The 16,580-nt window shown below is 37.6% G+C and carries 16 protein-coding genes and 3 pseudogenes; 11 read left to right on the forward strand and 8 right to left on the reverse strand.

Going from position 1 to position 16,580, the window contains the following annotated elements; all coding sequences use genetic code 11:
- Position 1 precedes the first annotated feature (1 nt).
- The 5 genes from ACFILW_RS05375 to ACFILW_RS05395 all read left to right on the forward strand — a co-directional run bounded on the left by ACFILW_RS05375 (position 2) and on the right by ACFILW_RS05395 (position 2,700).
- Positions 2-433 (forward strand): AtpZ/AtpI family protein, encoded by a 432-nt coding sequence (locus ACFILW_RS05375; RefSeq protein ID WP_375623553.1) that lies wholly within the window; start codon positions 2-4, stop codon positions 431-433.
- 7 nt (positions 434-440) lie between these two features.
- Positions 441-1,199: a F0F1 ATP synthase subunit A gene (locus tag ACFILW_RS05380; protein ID WP_375685303.1), complete on the forward strand. Its 759-nt coding sequence runs from the start codon at positions 441-443 to the stop codon at positions 1,197-1,199.
- A 54-nt stretch (positions 1,200-1,253) separates the two neighbouring features.
- Positions 1,254-1,484: a F0F1 ATP synthase subunit C gene (locus ACFILW_RS05385; protein ID WP_005773968.1), complete on the forward strand. Its 231-nt coding sequence runs from the start codon at positions 1,254-1,256 to the stop codon at positions 1,482-1,484.
- A 143-nt stretch (positions 1,485-1,627) separates the two neighbouring features.
- Positions 1,628-2,194, forward strand: a complete 567-nt coding sequence (locus ACFILW_RS05390; protein WP_375665442.1) for a F0F1 ATP synthase subunit B — start codon at positions 1,628-1,630, stop codon at positions 2,192-2,194.
- An 11-nt stretch (positions 2,195-2,205) separates the two neighbouring features.
- A complete protein-coding gene (locus tag ACFILW_RS05395) occupies positions 2,206-2,700 on the forward strand; it encodes a F0F1 ATP synthase subunit B (RefSeq protein WP_375623558.1) in 495 nt (164 codons plus the stop codon).
- Positions 2,701-2,824: 124 nt separating this feature from the next.
- Here ACFILW_RS05395 and glyS read toward each other — a convergent pair whose 3' ends face one another.
- The 4 genes from glyS to ACFILW_RS05415 form a co-directional block, all read right to left on the reverse strand.
- The gene (gene glyS / locus ACFILW_RS05400) at positions 2,825-5,047 is read right to left on the reverse strand and encodes a glycine--tRNA ligase subunit beta (RefSeq protein WP_375685299.1); all 2,223 of its coding nucleotides are present in this window, start codon (positions 5,045-5,047) and stop codon (positions 2,825-2,827) included.
- Positions 5,047-5,988 carry a glycine--tRNA ligase subunit alpha gene (locus ACFILW_RS05405; protein ID WP_375646381.1) on the reverse strand — a complete coding sequence of 314 codons (942 nt, stop codon included), beginning with the start codon at positions 5,986-5,988 and terminating at the stop codon, positions 5,047-5,049. Before ACFILW_RS05405 ends, glyS begins: the two co-directional genes overlap by 1 nt.
- Before the next feature lie 92 nt (positions 5,989-6,080).
- Positions 6,081-7,775 (reverse strand): tetratricopeptide repeat protein, encoded by a 1,695-nt coding sequence (locus ACFILW_RS05410; protein ID WP_375623564.1) that lies wholly within the window; start codon positions 7,773-7,775, stop codon positions 6,081-6,083.
- A 95-nt stretch (positions 7,776-7,870) separates the two neighbouring features.
- A complete protein-coding gene (locus tag ACFILW_RS05415; protein ID WP_375623566.1) occupies positions 7,871-8,947 on the reverse strand; it encodes a polyprenyl synthetase family protein in 1,077 nt (358 codons plus the stop codon).
- A gap of 179 nt (positions 8,948-9,126) precedes the next feature.
- Here ACFILW_RS05415 and ACFILW_RS05420 point away from each other — a divergent pair, with 179 nt between their 5' ends.
- From ACFILW_RS05420 to ACFILW_RS05445, 6 genes and pseudogenes are all read left to right on the forward strand, one after another.
- On the forward strand, positions 9,127-9,915 hold the full coding sequence (locus ACFILW_RS05420) for a tRNA1(Val) (adenine(37)-N6)-methyltransferase (protein WP_375623568.1): 789 nt from the start codon (positions 9,127-9,129) through the stop codon (positions 9,913-9,915).
- A 191-nt stretch (positions 9,916-10,106) separates the two neighbouring features.
- Complete coding sequence (locus ACFILW_RS05425) at positions 10,107-10,955, forward strand: S49 family peptidase (RefSeq protein ID WP_375623570.1); 849 nt, start codon at positions 10,107-10,109, stop codon at positions 10,953-10,955.
- Positions 10,956-11,186: 231 nt separating this feature from the next.
- A complete protein-coding gene (locus tag ACFILW_RS05430; RefSeq protein WP_375623572.1) occupies positions 11,187-12,095 on the forward strand; it encodes a 4-(cytidine 5'-diphospho)-2-C-methyl-D-erythritol kinase in 909 nt (302 codons plus the stop codon).
- 281 nt (positions 12,096-12,376) lie between these two features.
- Positions 12,377-13,012, forward strand: coding sequence for a ribonuclease HII (locus ACFILW_RS05435; protein ID WP_375623574.1), 636 nt, complete (start codon positions 12,377-12,379; stop codon positions 13,010-13,012).
- Between the two features lie 204 nt (positions 13,013-13,216).
- A pseudogene (locus tag ACFILW_RS05440) lies at positions 13,217-13,499 on the forward strand (type II toxin-antitoxin system RelE/ParE family toxin).
- 14 nt (positions 13,500-13,513) lie between these two features.
- Positions 13,514-13,813, forward strand: a complete 300-nt coding sequence (locus ACFILW_RS05445; RefSeq protein ID WP_375646384.1) for a HigA family addiction module antitoxin — start codon at positions 13,514-13,516, stop codon at positions 13,811-13,813.
- A 53-nt stretch (positions 13,814-13,866) separates the two neighbouring features.
- Here the strand turns inward: ACFILW_RS05445 and ACFILW_RS05450 are convergent.
- The 4 genes and pseudogenes from ACFILW_RS05450 to ACFILW_RS05465 form a co-directional block, all read right to left on the reverse strand.
- Positions 13,867-14,892: pseudogene (locus ACFILW_RS05450) on the reverse strand (tyrosine-type recombinase/integrase).
- Positions 14,893-14,899: 7 nt separating this feature from the next.
- A pseudogene (locus tag ACFILW_RS05455) lies at positions 14,900-15,134 on the reverse strand (hypothetical protein).
- A gap of 611 nt (positions 15,135-15,745) precedes the next feature.
- Positions 15,746-15,889, reverse strand: a complete 144-nt coding sequence (locus ACFILW_RS05460) for a hypothetical protein (RefSeq protein WP_375685300.1) — start codon at positions 15,887-15,889, stop codon at positions 15,746-15,748.
- Positions 15,890-16,159: 270 nt separating this feature from the next.
- Positions 16,160-16,267: a DUF488 family protein gene (locus tag ACFILW_RS05465; RefSeq protein WP_375623578.1), complete on the reverse strand. Its 108-nt coding sequence runs from the start codon at positions 16,265-16,267 to the stop codon at positions 16,160-16,162.
- Positions 16,268-16,580 lie beyond the last annotated feature (313 nt).

A 16,580-nucleotide genomic window follows, 5' to 3' on the forward strand; every position in this document is an offset into this window, starting at 1 on the left:
GATGGCGATGGGCGAGAAACCCGTTATGAGCCGTAAGGAGGCTGAAGAAGAAAAGCAAGGAGAGAGTCTTCATTCAGAGGATTTGGAATGTCGTAGTAGGAACTTAAGCGTAGCTTTAGTGCGCAAGCAAGCATTAAAGAAGCGGGAGCATAGGAATAAGCGGGAAAAATCACAAGGAAGGATGGCAGGTGCAATTAAGCTTTCCAGTGAGTTTCTGGCAAGTATTATAGTTGGTATTGTTTTGGGGGTGGGGTTTGATAAGTTAGCAGGTTCATGGCCTTGGGGATTGGTATTTTTTCTCTTCTTTGGGTTTGCTGCTGGTGTATTGAGTATTCTTCGGTCTGTGGGGTATGTTTCCTCCAGTCAATTAGGAAAAAAAGGCGCATTGCGCCAAAAACAAGATAAAGGGGCCAATGAGAGGTCCGATAAATGAGGTTGAAGTGACAGCGCACGCTCCAGATCCTATTCATCAGTTTGAGGTTTCAAGGCTGATTAAGATTTCCATAGGAAATATGGATTTATCGTTTACAAATGTATCATTGTTTACAGTCCTTACGGTTGTTGTAACTTCTATTTTTCTCTTTATTTCATCATCGAGTCGTGGATTGGTTCCAACGCGGATGCAGTCTCTTTCGGAAATGGCATATGAATTTGTAGCATCGACTCTGCGGGAATCATCTGGTGTGCAGGGAATGCAGTTTTTTCCTTTAGTTTTTTCTCTGTTTACTTTTATTTTGGTTGCTAACTTTATTGGTCTCTTTCCTTATTTTTATACGGTTACGTCTCAAATCATGATCACGTTTTCGTTAGCAATGGTGGTAATTTTGACGGTGATTGGTTATGGCTTTTATAAGCATGGGGTCAGTTTTTTGAGACTGTTCGTTCCCAGTGGAGTTCCTGTTGTGGTTTTACCTCTGGTGACAATGATTGAGGTTATTTCTTTTCTCTCCCGTCCAATTAGTCTTTCTCTTCGTCTTTTTGCGAATATGCTTGCTGGTCATATTACGCTTAAAGTGTTTTCTGGGTTTGTTGTTTCAATGATTGGGGTAGGACTTGTAGGTGTGGGTGGTTCGATTTTACCGCTTATTATGACTGTAGCAATTACTGCTCTTGAGTTTTTGGTCGCATTCCTTCAGGCTTACGTCTTTACGGTTTTAACTTGTATGTATCTTAATGATGCAATTCATCCAGGACATTAATAGAACTGGCGGTTTTCCGTCGAATAATGCAATTTTGCTTTAAAGGAGAATAACATGGAAATGGTGCTTGCAGCAAAATATATTGGTGCTGGTCTTGCTTGCTTTGGTATGGCTGGAACAGCTTTAGGACTTGGTAATATTTTTGGTAGCTATCTTTCTGGTGCATTACGAAATCCATCAGCAGCAGATAGTCAGTTTGGACGTCTCGTCTTTGGTTTTGCTGTAACAGAAGCTTTGGGGATTTTTTCATTGCTCATTGCTTTATTACTTCTTTTTGGGGTTTAATCATCATCAAAAGGGTATATCTGTTCTTGCATAAGGAAAGATTTACCCTTTTAGCTCTTAACCAGAGAGATGCCAGAAAAGGTGTTAGTCAGTTATCATCGGTTATAGAGGGCTTTAATAAGCTATTTAAAGGATGAAAGAAGATGTTTGTTTCAAGCGCTTATGCACAGAACACTGAAACGTCGATAGAACATATTAAAAAGGTGGCAGAGCATGCAAATCGTGTGTTTCCGCCTTTTGATTTTGTGCATTTTGGTTCGCATTTTTTCTGGTTGGCAATTTCTTTCGGGCTTTTTTATCTTTTTATCTCTCGTGTAATTGTACCACGTATTGGTGGTGTTATTGAAACACGGCGAGATCGAATCGCATCTGATTTAGATCAGGCAATGCGCATGAAGCAGGAAGCAGACATTGTCGTTGAAACTTATGAGCGGAAATTAGCAGAAGCGCGTTTGAATGCGCAGGCTATAGCGCAGGTAGCTAGTGAAGAATTAAAAGAAAAGGCAGAGCTTGAACGGAAAGAAATTGAGGAGAGTTTAGAGAAAAAACTCGCAGATGCTGAAAAACAGATAGCAAAAATTCGGGATAAAGCGATGCAAAATGTTGGTTCTATCGCTGAAGAAGTAGCTCTTGAAATTGTGAAAAAATTGATTGACGTTGATATCAGTAAAGAAGTTGTTCGTTCAGTTATTAAAACTGCGGATTATTGAGGAAGATAAAGATGACTGATACTTTTTGGGCATTTGTTGGGTTAGTTCTTTTTTTGGCTCTTTTAGTCTATTTCCAAATTCCACAGAGGGTTATACACCATCTTGATGCGCGCGCGAAACGTATCAAAGATGAACTGGATGAGGCTCTGCGTCTTCGTGAAGAGGCACAGGAAATATTGGCTGAATATCAACGCAAACATGCAGAAGCAGAAAAAGATGCGCAAGAAATTATTGCAGCAGCAAAGCATGAAGTTGAATCTATTATTGCTGAGGCCCGTGCAAAAGCAGAAGAATATGTAAAAAACCGCAATAAATTGGCAGAACAAAAAATTGCCCAAGCAGAAGCAGATGCAATACGCATGGTTTCTTCATCGGCTATTGATTTGGCAATTTCTACAGCACGTACCCTTATTGCAAGGGAAATAGATTCTAACAAGGCAGATGAACTTATTAAAGAGTCTCTTGAGAAAGAATCATTTATCAAAATGAAAACATATCTTAATTAATGATATTTGAGAGATAAAGAACACTCTCTTTGGTTGCATAATTTTCTCAATATTAATTTAATAAAAGCCATAAAAAAGAAAAAATTATCTTCATTGTTTTTATCAGTTAATAGGCTCTTTGATTTTAAATGACAAGTTTTGAGAAGTCTGCAACTGATTGTGTAACAATGTGAGTATGTTTGAGAAGAGCAAGACGGTTAGCACGAACATCAGGTTTTTTATCATTCACCAATACGTTTTCAAAAAATATATCAATCAATTTTCCAAGTGGCGCTAGCACACTGAGGGCAAATGATAAATTTTTTGCATTGACGGGAGAAAGAACCTTTCTTTCTACTTCACAGATTGCATGATAGAGCTGCTTTTCTTCTTTCTCGACAAAGAGCTCAGGATTAATTTCATTCGCTATTGTTGTGCTTTTTTGAAATTCATTTTCAAGAATATTGGCAGTACGTTTTACAGAGGCTACAAAGTTCATTCCATCGTGGGTATTGATAAAAGCAATAAGCGATTCGACACGACGTGCAACCAATAAAAAATCATCAGAATCTTTGTTTAAAACGGCTTCAAGGGCATCGTAACGAGCGCCTTCCTCTTTTAGATAGATTTTCAGACGGTCATGAAAAAAGAATAACAGATCTGATAAAATATATTCTGTTTTTTCTGGAAGCAGATTCTGCAATTGTGAATTTTCTCTTTGAGAGATTTCATGTTTATTTTTTTGTTGTAAGAAAAGATTTGTTGCCAACTGAAACAGTGGCATAAGATTGATTTTCCAATCTCGCGAAAGTACAAGCCTAATAATTCCCAATGCTGCTCGTCTTAATGCATAGGGATCTTTTGAGCCCGTTGGTTTTTCATTAATGAGCCAAAAGCCAACGAGCATGTCAATTTTGTCGGCGAGCATAACGGTTATAGCAAGTGGTTCTTGTGGAAGACGATCTGTTGGTCCTTGAGGTTTATAATGGTCTTCGATTGCTACAGCTACGCGAGGATCTTCCCCTTGAAGAAGGGCATATTTTTTCCCCATAACACCTTGTAGTTCAGGAAATTCTCCGACAATTTCTGTTTGCAAATCAGCTTTTGCAAGGATGGCTGCACGTTTTGCTAAAAGAGGATCTGTTTGTATCAAAGGGGCAATTTCTTGTGCGAGTGTAGCAATGCGTTCTACTCTTTCACCTTGTGTACCTAATTTAGCATGAAAGGTTACATTCAAATGATCAAGTCGCGCCATTCTTTGATCGAGAGTTTTTTTTATATCAAGCTCAAATTTTTTTATAGAAGATTCCAATTGTTGAAGATCAGGCAAATCATGCTGATCGGTTTGCCAAAAATGAAGTGCATCAGAAAGACGGGCACGGACAACCTTACTATTTCCTTTCGAAATTTCTTTGCCTTCATCATTTGCAAGAATATTAGAAACGAGAATAAAATGATGAGAAAGTTTTACTTTTTCTCCTTGTTTGCGGGTGACAAAACATTTTTGATTGGCTCGAATGGTCAAGCGAATAATTTCTGGAGGAATATCAAGGAATGATTTGTCAAAATCACCCATCAGAATAACAGGCCATTCAACAAGACCAGCAACTTCTTCTAGGAGGGGATTATCTTGAACCAGTTCTAAACCATTTGCAAAGCAGAGATTTTGGGCATCAGCTAAAATAATATTCTTTCGTCTCTCGGCATCCAGAATGACTTTATGGGTTTCAAGTTGAGTAATATAATCATCAAAGCGGCGCACTTGAAATGGCTTTCCATCACTTAAGAAACGATGACCATAAGTTAAATTATTGCTTTTAAGAGAACCAATTGTAAATGGAATAACATGTGTTTCACCAATTTCTGGTCCGAAGATACAAAGAATGTTTTGTAAAGGTCGAATCCACTTCAAAGTACCACTTTGTGCTGAATCTTTTCCCCAACGCATAGATTTCGGCCACGGAAAGTTGCGGATAATATCCGGTAAAATATCGGCAATAATTTCTTCTGCAGCTCGACCTTTTTTAACAATTTTAGCAATATAAAAATCACCTTTTTTATCATCATGTCCAATATGCGCTTCAGAAATATCGTTTAATCCTGTTGCACGTAGAAAACCATCAATTACATGCTGTGGTGATTTTATACTGGGACCTTTGCGTTCTTCATGGACATCTTTGGAGCGTGTGGAAAGTCCGCGTATGTCCAATGTTAGCCGACGAGGTGTCCAATATTCACGAGCAGCTTCATAGATCAATCCAGCATTCACAAGTTGATCTGTAACAGATTTTTTAAGATCAGCAGCAGCTTTTCGTTGCATACGTGCGGGGATTTCTTCACTGAAAAGTTCAAGAAGAAGATCAGACATTAGGCTTCTCCAGTGTATATTTGTCCAGCTTCTGTGAGTAAGAAGGCTTCCCCACAACGGCGCGCGAGATTACGAACGCGAAGAATGTAATTTTGTCGTTCGGTTACAGAAATAACGCCACGTGCTTGCAAAAGGTTAAAGATGTGGCTCGCTTTAATACATTGATCATAGGCAGGAAAAACACAGCGATGGAATACATTTTCTTTATTTGGTGTTCCAGCATCAAGAAGTGCGCTGCATTCGCGTTCTGCATCGATAAAATGCTGGTGGAGCAGTTTTGTATCAGCAAATTCGAAGTTGTAATATGAGTATTCCTGTTCTGGCTGTAAAAAAATATCTCTATAGCTTATTTTGTTTTCTCCCTCCAAACCATTAAAGTTAAGGTCATAGACGTTATCAACCCCTTGGATATACATCGCTAGACGCTCAAGACCGTATGTGAGTTCCCCTGAAACTGGAGCGCATTCAATGCCGCACACTTGTTGAAAATAAGTAAACTGAGAGACTTCCATTCCATCGCACCAGCATTCCCATCCAAGCCCCCAAGCACCAAGAGTGGGACTTTCCCAATCATCTTCAACAAAGCGAATATCATGCAGTTTTGTATCAAGCCCGATAGCTTGTAGCGACTTTATATAAAGTTCTTGTAGATTGAGCGGAGAGGGTTTGAGAAGCACTTGGAATTGATAATAGTGTTGTAAACGATTTGGATTCTTACCATATCGGCCATCTGTTGGACGTCGAGAGGGTTGGACATAAGCAACTTTCCAAGGGCGTGGACCTAGAGAGCGTAATGTTGTTGCTGGATGAAAAGTCCCAGCTCCGACTTCCATATCGTAAGGTTGCAAAATTGCACATCCATAGTGTGCCCAATAATTTTGCAAAGTTAAGATTAGTCCCTGAAAAGAACGTTTGGGGTTAAGATGTTCAGGCAGTTTCACGCTTTATACTCTTTATATTGGACTAAACAAAAAACCAAAGTAATTTTAGTTTCTCTATTTATTATTTCATGTGGTTTATGGTTAAGCATCATTTATTGCAAACCAAATTTCAACTTTTCTTGAATTTGTTCAGAATTTTCTGGTTTTCCGTCAATTGCGTGGTTCCATTGAAAGATTGCTTCACGTTTACGCCCAACTTTCCAATAGGCATCCCCTAAATGATCATTTAGTGTTGGGTCTTCAGGTTGTAATCTGACAGCATTTTCTAATATTTGCACTGCTTTATCATATTCTTTTAGTTTATAATAAGCCCATCCTAAAGAATCGAGAATATGACTGTTGTGAGCTTGCAAAGCAGAAGCTTTTTGCAGCATACGGAGCGATTCTTCAAGTTTCTCACCACGTTCCACAAGGGAATAGGCTAAATAATTAAGAACCTGCGGTTGGTTTGGGAAAAATTCAAGTGATTTTCGCAAGTCAATTTCTGCTTTTGGCCATTGCTTTAAACGTTCAAAAGCAATACCACGCTGATAAAAGAGTTTCCAATCGTCTTGCTGAAAGTTTTTTATCTTTGTAATAGCGTAGTCTAGAGCTTTAATGGCCTCAAGAAATTTATTGTCCTGCATATAAAAAGCAACGAGCGTTATTAAAATATTACGATCATTGGGAAATTTTTTATTTAACAATGTGAGTAATTTTATTGCTTCTTTATAATTGTTGTTATTGGCAAGAAGGAATGCAAGATGAAGTTGTCCATCTTTATAATAAGGAGATTTAGGGGATAAAGCGCGATAAAGTTTAATTGCTTGATGTGGATCGCTCAATTTAGCAGAAATGTGTGCGAGCTGAAACAGTGTTGCGTCATTTTGAGGGTATAAGGCGAAAGATAATTGCTTAAAAATACGTGCAATTTGCCCTGAGTTTTTGTAGTTGAGGGCTGTTCCAAAATTATATAATACCTCGGCAGCTCCTTGTTGAGGTGTTTTAATAACTCTCTCTAAGAAAGCATTTTTTTCAATTTTTTCTCGAAAGTTTTTAAGGACTTCGCGACCTGACAACATTTGTTCGCCATGCTGGATTGTTTGAAGAGCTTGGTTGCGCATATTATGGCGCAATTGGAATGAGGCATAGGCTATGATAATACGCTCATAAGTATTAGGAGCGATAAGAGTTCCCTGTTTGTTACTCAGTGCTTTAATGAAATATTTTTTTGCATCCTTTGGCCGTTCTGCAAGGTCGCTCATAAGTGCTAGATGATAAGATATAAAAAGATCATACCAGACAGGACCTTTGAGTTTCTTAAGATCAGCGATTGCTTGAGATTTTTGTCCAGATCCAAATGTAATCCAAGCGCCGATGAGTTCAGGTATTGGATTATTGGACGTAGGAAGTTCCTTTAATTGCAGAAGAGTCTTGGCATTCTTATAGTCTTTCTTGATGAGACTTTCTACTGACAAAGTTAAGGAAACAAAGGGAGTTATAACATTTTTCTCCTTGAGTTTTTGGGCTTGTTGGACAGCTTCTTTAAAGTTTCCGACCGAGAGCATAGCTTCAAGGAGCTCTTTTTGTGTTTCAATGTTATCAGGTTGATAAACCAGTGCTTGTTTAAAATAATTGATAGCAAGTTCTGTTTTATTTTCATGATTTGCAACCCTTCCAGCTAAATAAGCACCTGTAAATGAGCTTGTATGAGTTGCTGCACTTATTTTACTGTAGGTGAGGGATGGCATCAGCATGATACCCACGATAAAAAGGGCAAAAAGTCGAGATACCGTTGCAGAGCACATGGAGCTAATCCTTTTCAAGATAATCAATTGATGGTGTTGTCTATAGATCATATCTCATTACTTTGTTGAGAAATACTGCGATTCTTGCAAAGAATTCAGTTTACGCGCGCAATACAGAATTCAACAGTCTCAACGAGAGCATTGTAAGCAAGATTTTCATTCATGGGAACAAGAGCATCAATTGCATATTTTCCATAGATGCGTGCTTGTTCTATTGTATCTGTGATACTATCATACTTTTCCATTAAGTGTTGCGCGTGTGCAAAGGATTCATCATTATTATTGCCATCTTCAAGCGCTTTTTTCCAGAAATCTTTTTCTACCATATTTCCACGCTCATATGCGAGAATAACAGGCATTGTGATTTTTCCTTCTCTAAAATCATCCCCTATATTTTTTCCTAAGTTTTGAGCACTACCACTATAGTCAAGTGCATCATCAATCAATTGGAAAGCTAAACCTAAGGATGTTCCATATTCACGTAATGAAGAACGCTCTTTATTTCCATAGCCAGCAATAATGGGTCCTACTTCAGCGGCTGCTGAAAAAAGTGCTGCTGTTTTTGCATTGATGATTTTGAGATATTCTGAAGGGCTGGTTTTTATATTTTTTGCGGCAGAAAGTTGCATCACTTCTCCTTCAGCAATAATTGCAGCAGCGTTGGCTAAGACAGAGAGCGCTTCTATGGAACCGACATCGACCATCATTTTAAAGGCCTGACCCAACAGAAAATCACCAACAAGTACACTTGCTTGATTTCCCCAAATCATCCGTGCTGTAGATTTTCCACGTCGTAAATTACTTTCGTCAATCACATCATCGTGTAGTAATGTTGCTGTATGCATAAATTCAACAGCTGTTGCGAGTTTTATATGCCCGTCACTTTGATAACCGAACATATGAGCAGAAGCGAGCGTAATCATTGGGCGTAATCGCTTTCCACCTGATGAAATAAGATGGTTAGAAATTTCAGGGATCATCTCAACCTCTGATTTTGCCATAGAGAGAATAAATTGATTTACGCAATCCATATCTTTTTGAGTAAGATTGACAAGAGATTGAAGAGAAATTTGATTATTTCTTATTTGTTCTGGTTTGATAGCTGCACTCAATGTGTTTACTCCTAGAGTATTGCAATGGACATATATAAAATTCACTTTATTCATTAGCATAAAGGGGGTTTGGTTTTGACTCAAGCTTTTGATGTCGTTTAAAAGTGTCAGCTTGGAATGTTATTGGCAAGAAATGTTCTTTAGCGAGTGTAATCTTATTGTTATGAAATAATAAAAAATTTAAAATAGCAGCTGAATGGCAAAAACGCAGTGTATAAAGATGAACATTAGGCTTTTAAATGGATAAAGCAGCGAATCAGAGTGGTGAAACAATAGACAGTTTTCATCGCGGAAAATTTTATTTGGTTCAACCCCATAAATATGGTCATCGTTCTGGAATGGATGCAATGTTATTAGCCAGTTTGGTTCCAAGTGATTTAAAGGGCAAGGTTGTTGATTTAGGTGCAGGTGCTGGAGCTGCAGGGTTGGCTGTTGCTTCGCGTTGTCTGAAAGTTCATGTTACCTTAGTTGAACGTTCAGCTTTTATGGTATCTTACGCTCAAAAAACGCTTATGCTAAAACAAAATAAACAATTTGCTGGTCGCATTTGTTTGCTAGAAGCAGATGTTACCTTTAAAGGAAATACCCGTATAAAAGCAGGTTTGATAGATAATAGCTTTGATTTTGCGATTATGAATCCACCTTTTAATAATCCTACTGATCGTAAGACACCTGATAAACAAAAATCTGAAGCACACGTTATGCCTGAAGCGATGTTTGATAACTGGTTGCGGACTGCAGCAGCAATTGTTAAGCCAGGTGGATATTTAGGGCTCATTGCGCGTCCACAATCACTGACAGATATTTTGCGTGCTTTAGAAGGACGCTTTGGTGGTATTTGTATAATTCCTGTGCATGCACGTGCGAAAACAGCAGCAATTCGTCTTTTATTTTACGCAAAACGAGGAAGCAGAGCAGCTTTATCTATTTTACCGGCATTGGTGATACATGAAAATAATGACCATACTTTTTCACCACGGGTTGATGCAATTAATAATGGATATATAAGCTTGTGGGAACTTTTCTAATAGTATCTTGTGTTTTTTAGTTTATTATTTAAAGTTCAAACTTTGTTATTAGGGAGGTTTGACTTTGGATGAAGTTATATTTCTGCTTGTCATGTGGGGATTAATTGGCGCTTTTGGATATTATTGCGTCCTTCCTTTTTGTTATCCTTTCCTATTTAATTGTTCTTAATTTATAAGGAGATTTTGTTTTGATGGATTTTATTAAAAGTTTTATTCCACGCCGTTTTTCTTCCGATAAACTTGAAATTCCTGTGGTGCGCCTTCAAGGAGCAATTATGGATTCATCAGCATCTATATCTCGTACCCTTTCCCTCAGTAGGTGTGCAAATCTTTTAGAGAAGGCTTTCGCACACAAAAAGTCACCGGCTGTTGCCCTTATTATTAATTCTCCTGGTGGTTCACCTGTACAATCGCGTTTGATCTTCAAGCGTATTCGTGACTTGGCAGAAGAAAAAAATAAAAAGGTTCTTGTGTTTATTGAAGATATTGCAGCATCCGGTGGTTATATGATTGCTTGTGCGGGAGATGAAATTTTTGCAGATCCTTCTTCAATTGTTGGTTCCATTGGAGTGGTTTCAGCTTCCTTTGGTTTTCCGGAACTTTTGAAGAAAATTGGTATTGAACGGCGTGTATACACAGCAGGAAAGAACAAAGTTACATTAGATCCATTTCAGCCAGAAAAAAAGGCGGATATTGAGCATTTGAAATCTCTCCAACTTGAAGTGCATCAAACTTTTATTGATTTGGTTAAAGAACGGCGTGCTGAAAAATTATCAGATGATTCGAATCTCTTTACAGGAATGTTTTGGAGTGGAAAACAAAGCGTTGAGCTTGGTCTTGTTGATGGATTGAATGATGTACGTTCTGTTATTAAAGAGCGCTTTGGTAATGATGCAAAACTTCGACTTATTACGCCTCCAAAAAGTTTTTTAGGTCCTAAAACGCCTTCAGGAGTAACAGCTCATACAGTTTATACAGCAGTTGACAGTGCATTAATGGCGGCAGAAGAGCGGGCACTTTGGCAGCGTTACGGTTTGTGAGGCAACGAATCATTCGAGAAGGGTTTTTATCTAAAAACAGATGGTAGAAGAAAAAAGGCTTGAAATGATACGAATGAGAGCATGTGGTTTATTTTGTATTGAAACTCTTCTTTATTATTTGTTTAGAAAACGAGTAAGAATATTCCAAGCTGTTTATAGGGGTGGTGCTACAAGGGATGGATAAAAAGAGCTTATTGTAAAAGAACTCTGTATAGATTAATATTACGTCATATGATATCAAATGTAAAAGCTTTGATCCAAAGACATTCTTATGTGTTTACACCCATTAAATTGAATTTAGCTTTGCATGTTGTGGGGCAACGTGCTGATGGCTATCATTTAATAGAAAGTTTGGTTTATTTTAGTCTCAGCGGTGATTGCCTACACTATGCGCCTTGTGAAAGTGACCAGTTTGTTTTAACGGGGCCATTTGCAAAAGGACTTATTTCTCATTCAGATAATTTGGTTATTCGCGCACGGGATTTTATGCATAAGACTTTTCCGGAATGTGCTCAACCTGCTTTTTTTCGACTTGTAAAAACATTACCTGTTGCTTCAGGCATTGGTGGTGGCTCAGGTGATGCCGCTGGGGTTATTAGCATGTTGCATCAACAGTGGAATCTTGATTGCCCTTATGAAAAATTAGCAAAAATGAGCTTAGTTCTTGGTGCGGATGTACCCATGTGTCTTTTTGCACTGGAATATCATCAGCCACTTTTGGTTAAAGGGATTGGTCAAAAGATTATACGACTAAAAGAAGCCTGTTCATTAGCAATAGTATTGGTTAATCATGGACAAGAGATTTCAACACAAGCTGTTTTTAAAGCGTTAGAAAAGCGTCATCATTCTTCTTTAAAAATTGATCCGGTCGCTTTAAAGACTGTTGATTCATTGGTTGAAGCTTTACAAGCAACGCGTAATGATCTTTTTTCTCCGGCATTAAAAATGGCACCTCAGTTAGCCGAAGTGTTATCTGTATTAGATGAATGTGGCTCTCTTTTTTCTCGTATGTCTGGAACGGGGGCAACTTGTTTTGGCATTTTTAAAAATCAACAAGCAGCGCAACAAGCAGCTCTTTTTATCAAATCGATGCACCCAAATTGGTTTGTAAAACCGATCATGACTTTAGGAACTATTTGAGAAATAAAAACTTTTATTTTGTCCTGATTCTATTATACATAATGAAGAGGATAACGAAAGAAATCTATTTTTTATTTTTTAAACAAAATGAATACATGCTAGAATAATTTTTTAGAAGAAAAAATGGACAATAGGATACTCTTTATCTCATGGTTTGTTTTTATCTTTTGTGTAAGAATTCGCTAAATGTTTGAAGAGCGATTTAAAACTGTAATGCTTGCAAAAAATAAACAGGCTACAGAAATAAGTGTATATTTGTTTGTATTTGTGATTTATCAAAGATGTTTAATTTGCCGCTTCAGCCAAATTTCTCGTGTGAATTGAATTTGCAGAAACAGGGTTTTTTTCATATAGCCGGTGTTGATGAAGTAGGACGAGGACCTCTCGCTGGTCCGGTGGTAACGGCAGCAGTTATCTTGGATAAAGATCATATTCCTGATGGATTAAATGATTCAAAAAAACTTTCTTTTCTTCAACGAAATAGACTTTATCATGAAATTTTGCAAAGTGCATTAGCGGTTTCAGTTGCTAGTCTTTGTGCTCGTACAATTGATCAATCCAATATTAGACAAGCAACTTTAGAAGCAATGCGTCGCTGTATTATAGGATTAGCTATTCCAGCCCACTATGTCCTTGTTGATGGGCGTGATATTCCTTCTGAGTTGTCTTGTCCTGCAATGGCGTTGATTAAGGGCGATCAGCGTTCAGTTTCAATTGCAGCCGCATCTATTATTGCGAAAGTAACGCGTGACCGGATGATGGAATGTGCAGGACAAGTTTATAAAGGTTATGGTTTAGAGAAGCATGTAGGGTATGCAACGCTAGCGCATCGTACAGCTCTTGATAAATATGGACCAGTTATAGGGTTACATCGTTATAGTTTTGCACCACTAAAAGAGTGTAAAAAAGATAATTAAAACCACTAACTTATTACAAGAGTAAGGGGTTTTATAATCATTGATTCTATGATGTTTTTGGGGTGTCTATCCCTAATCTTTTTGAAGCTTTTTTATCACTTATTCCCCTCCATTTTTTCCAGATATAGAATCAGATATTTCTAACATGGGTTTGACTCTTATTGTTATTAACCGTGCAGCAATGATATACGATAAGGGGCGGTAATGGCAATTGTGAGTTTTAAACATAAGGGCTTAAAATTATTTTATACAACAGGTTACACAAAAGCTATTCGACCAGATCACGTAAAAAATTACGCGTTATCTTAATGGCTTTAACAAGTGCTACGACGCCCGAAATGTTGAGAGCGCCTACCTTTAAAATGCACCCTCTTAAAGGTGAACTTACAAGGTACTATTCGATATGGGTGAATGAAATTGGCGTGTTACTTTTCGCCTTATAGGAACAGATGTGGAGCTTGTTGATTATCAAGATTACCATTGGTGAAAGGAATGAAAAAAATGATGCATAACCTCGCACATCTGGGCGAAGTTCTGAAAGTAGCTTTCTTAGAAGAAATGGGGATAACAATACAAAAATTAGCTGATCATCTCCATATGACAAGAGCTTCTTTATCAAGAGTGATTAACGGACATGCTTCTATGAGTACCGAGCTTGTTGTTAAATTAGAATTAGCTGGTTTTAGTAAAGCAAAATTTTGGTTGGATATGCAAACAAACTATAATTTATGGAAAACAATGCAACAGGCACAACCATCTATTTCTCCTCTGGTTTCTGATACATCTCAAACACCGCGTTAATTTCATTAATAATTTTGATAGCAATTTAGTTTGTTAAGCGGTGGTTTGTGAGGCTAACTTTTTTGGAGCTTTTTGATTGCTCCAAGGGAAAGTTTTTACGGTCTGCACTCTTTGTATAAAGGGATGCCATTTATTTTCGGTCCAACCAAAAAGCGCTTTCATTTGTGAAACCGTAGCACCAGCATTGGCAGTACGTGTCGCTGCTAATTTTCGCAATCTGTGCGCTGATTTTTAATACCCGCCGCATTACATGCTTTACGAAAGAGGTTGTCAAAACTTTCTTTGACAAGCTTATTTCCACCTTTACCACAAATGAATGTTTCATCACCTATGGGACCAATTTTAAGGGTTTCCTCTAGTTCTGGTAAAATAGGAAGAAAAACATCTATTTTAAATTGGCTCTTTTCTGTTTTGAGATAAATGATATTATCTTTGACATCTTTCCAACCAATGCGAAGGGCATCACCACGACGCAAGCCCGTATAAAGAAGAACGTCAATCCAGACACGTTCATGGGTTTCTAAAGTTCATTTTTGATAATATTTCTCAACATCTCTTTCTGTTCAAACTGGAAATTCGTCTTTGTTTTTGAGAGGTGATCTTTTGACTCCTAAAGCTGGATTATTTTCCAAAAGACCCTGTTTAATTGCCCATTTAAAAAGTTTGTTTAGAGCTTTCAGAAAGTCTCTAGCCATTCCAAGTGTTTTTTTACGACGTTCAACACCGGCTATAATATGTTTCTTTTCAATTTCTTGGTACGGAATGTGACCTATGGTATCGTATACCTTCATAAGGATGAGTTCTTTTTGTAATTTTAGAGAAGCTACACTTATTGATACTGTTAAAATACTGTTTAATCAGCCATGCAAATGACCTTTCAACAAGTTTACGGGTTTTGGATTTAGGAATTATAAGCCCTTGTAACTCGGCAAGTGCACTTTGGTAGTTATCAACAAACTCTTGCATTCCATAGGTTCCACGTATTCTAATGCGTTGACCACGAACAATACGCACATATCGTATAATTTTACCATGGCGTGTGGTTTCTTTAACAAGATGAGGGGGCGTGGTTTTAGCATGGCAATTTCACATCTTAGAAAGTGAAGACTCGTAATATTCATATCTTTGATAAATCTAATAACTTTTCTGGATGACTAGCTTGGTTTGGTATTGGTATATCGGATTTAAGATAGATAAGCAGTTCACCGGTAGGTTTGATTCCTATGAGTTCACATCCTTGTTTTTTAGCTTCTTTTAAAGCGCGAGCAATAGCTGGTTGTGTGATGTAGGTGGGCGGTGAGGCGTGTTTATTCCCCTTCATTTTAGATATGCACAATGATCAGAATATAGCGTCAATATGAAAGATTCATTTTAATTTGGTGGTATCATTTCAAATCCAGTGCCGCAAACGGTCTGAATTCGTATGAGAATGCAAAGCGTTGCGATTTTTTAAGTTCCATTTGCACGACATTATCTTCACTTAAAAAAGCATCTACTTTGTCTTTAGAAATTATGGTATCTACATAGGGTTCACTCTTATATCCAGAGATAGTGATACAAAGTTCACCTAGATTGTGAGTATTTCTTACAACTAACTGCGAATACAAAGTAGGTTTAATTTCTTACTTATACATGATTTATTGCCTCTCGCCCGTTGTGATGATTTCATTATTGATGATCTCTGCGTTTCTCTGAATAAATGATAAATGCATCACCACAGATTTCGGCTTTTCCTGCAACTTTTGCTCTGATGGAAATCAATGGACTGTCATAAATTTTAGCTTTTCCATTAATAAATGTATCACCCGAAACTTGTGCATTTTTGTAGATTTGTGCACTGGCAAAAACACGAGTATTCCAAAAAAACTTGGCATAACCATAGACTTTTGCATTGTCACCAACCCAACAATACTTCTCATGAGATAAGTTATCTTAATGCTCTATAAAGCCGCCTAGGTCACCTGCTTTAATATCATCAAAGTCTCTTAGTGCAAGAATGCGGTGGAGAGTTTTGCAATCGACCTCAGTTGTTTTATCAGTCAGTTCATATTCTTTTCCATAGTTTATTTCTTCCATTGCGCACAATCCATCGGTAGCGTGAATCATGCATTACTTAAAAGTTGTTAGGAATGGGTGGGGGGGCTGGGAGGCATATGGGGCACTCCCATTTTTTAAAATATACAAATTTATTTTTTAGATGTGTTTAATTTCATATTTCCAATCAGGTAATTGAGTGAGAGTTAATGCGAGTTATCCTTGAGAGTTGTATTTTGATAATCTTCAAAAAGGCGGTCATAATCTTTTTGTGTTTTCAAATTTCTTCGTTTTTTAGAGGCAATTCCAAGTTCAGGCATATACGATATATTCAATATCAATGTTGTTTACAGCTTTCTCTAATTGTCTTTTTGAAAAACCGTATTTTCTGCTTATTGGATTTTTACGAATATCACACAAAAGTTTAATATATTTTTGATAAGCTGATTGAGATAGTCCTCAAAGGATTTTTGTTCATAGCTAATGGTAAAAAAAACAAAAGCTCTCATCTTTAGCAGGCTGTATGATGATATGTTTGATGTTACACACGTTTATTTCTTTAGTAAATGGGTGAGGGCTCCATGAGCGCCTCTTTCCAAAAGGATAAATCCTCCAGTGATTATCATAGTGTTGTGGAGCAATCAGGCATCAAAGCTGGTGATGGCGGCTTTAATATCATAGTTAAAGACAAAACAACGCTGACCGGAGGCATCATTGCCAGCACCGCGCCGGC

The organism is Bartonella sp. TT110JLCBS (genome assembly GCF_042193405.1).
In the GTDB taxonomy this organism is placed as follows: domain Bacteria; phylum Pseudomonadota; class Alphaproteobacteria; order Rhizobiales; family Rhizobiaceae; genus Bartonella.

What these genes read in the sequence shown, in the direction of transcription:
- ACFILW_RS05420 (WP_375623568.1), top strand. Translation starts at nt 9,127, where the DNA reads ATGGATAAAGCAGCGAATCAGAGTGGTGAAACAATAGACAGTTTTCAT.
- ACFILW_RS05460 (WP_375685300.1), bottom strand. Translation starts at nt 15,889, where the DNA reads ATGGAAGAAATAAACTATGGAAAAGAATATGAACTGACTGATAAAACA.
- ACFILW_RS05445 (WP_375646384.1), top strand. Translation starts at nt 13,514, where the DNA reads ATGATGCATAACCTCGCACATCTGGGCGAAGTTCTGAAAGTAGCTTTC.
- ACFILW_RS05415 (WP_375623566.1), bottom strand. Translation starts at nt 8,947, where the DNA reads ATGCTAATGAATAAAGTGAATTTTATATATGTCCATTGCAATACTCTA.
- ACFILW_RS05375 (WP_375623553.1), top strand. Translation starts at nt 2, where the DNA reads ATGGCGATGGGCGAGAAACCCGTTATGAGCCGTAAGGAGGCTGAAGAA.
- ACFILW_RS05410 (WP_375623564.1), bottom strand. Translation starts at nt 7,775, where the DNA reads ATGTGCTCTGCAACGGTATCTCGACTTTTTGCCCTTTTTATCGTGGGT.
- glyS (WP_375685299.1), bottom strand. Translation starts at nt 5,047, where the DNA reads ATGTCTGATCTTCTTCTTGAACTTTTCAGTGAAGAAATCCCCGCACGT.
- ACFILW_RS05395 (WP_375623558.1), top strand. Translation starts at nt 2,206, where the DNA reads ATGACTGATACTTTTTGGGCATTTGTTGGGTTAGTTCTTTTTTTGGCT.
- ACFILW_RS05385 (WP_005773968.1), top strand. Translation starts at nt 1,254, where the DNA reads ATGGAAATGGTGCTTGCAGCAAAATATATTGGTGCTGGTCTTGCTTGC.
- ACFILW_RS05430 (WP_375623572.1), top strand. Translation starts at nt 11,187, where the DNA reads ATGATATCAAATGTAAAAGCTTTGATCCAAAGACATTCTTATGTGTTT.
- ACFILW_RS05435 (WP_375623574.1), top strand. Translation starts at nt 12,377, where the DNA reads ATGTTTAATTTGCCGCTTCAGCCAAATTTCTCGTGTGAATTGAATTTG.
- ACFILW_RS05390 (WP_375665442.1), top strand. Translation starts at nt 1,628, where the DNA reads ATGTTTGTTTCAAGCGCTTATGCACAGAACACTGAAACGTCGATAGAA.
- ACFILW_RS05425 (WP_375623570.1), top strand. Translation starts at nt 10,107, where the DNA reads ATGGATTTTATTAAAAGTTTTATTCCACGCCGTTTTTCTTCCGATAAA.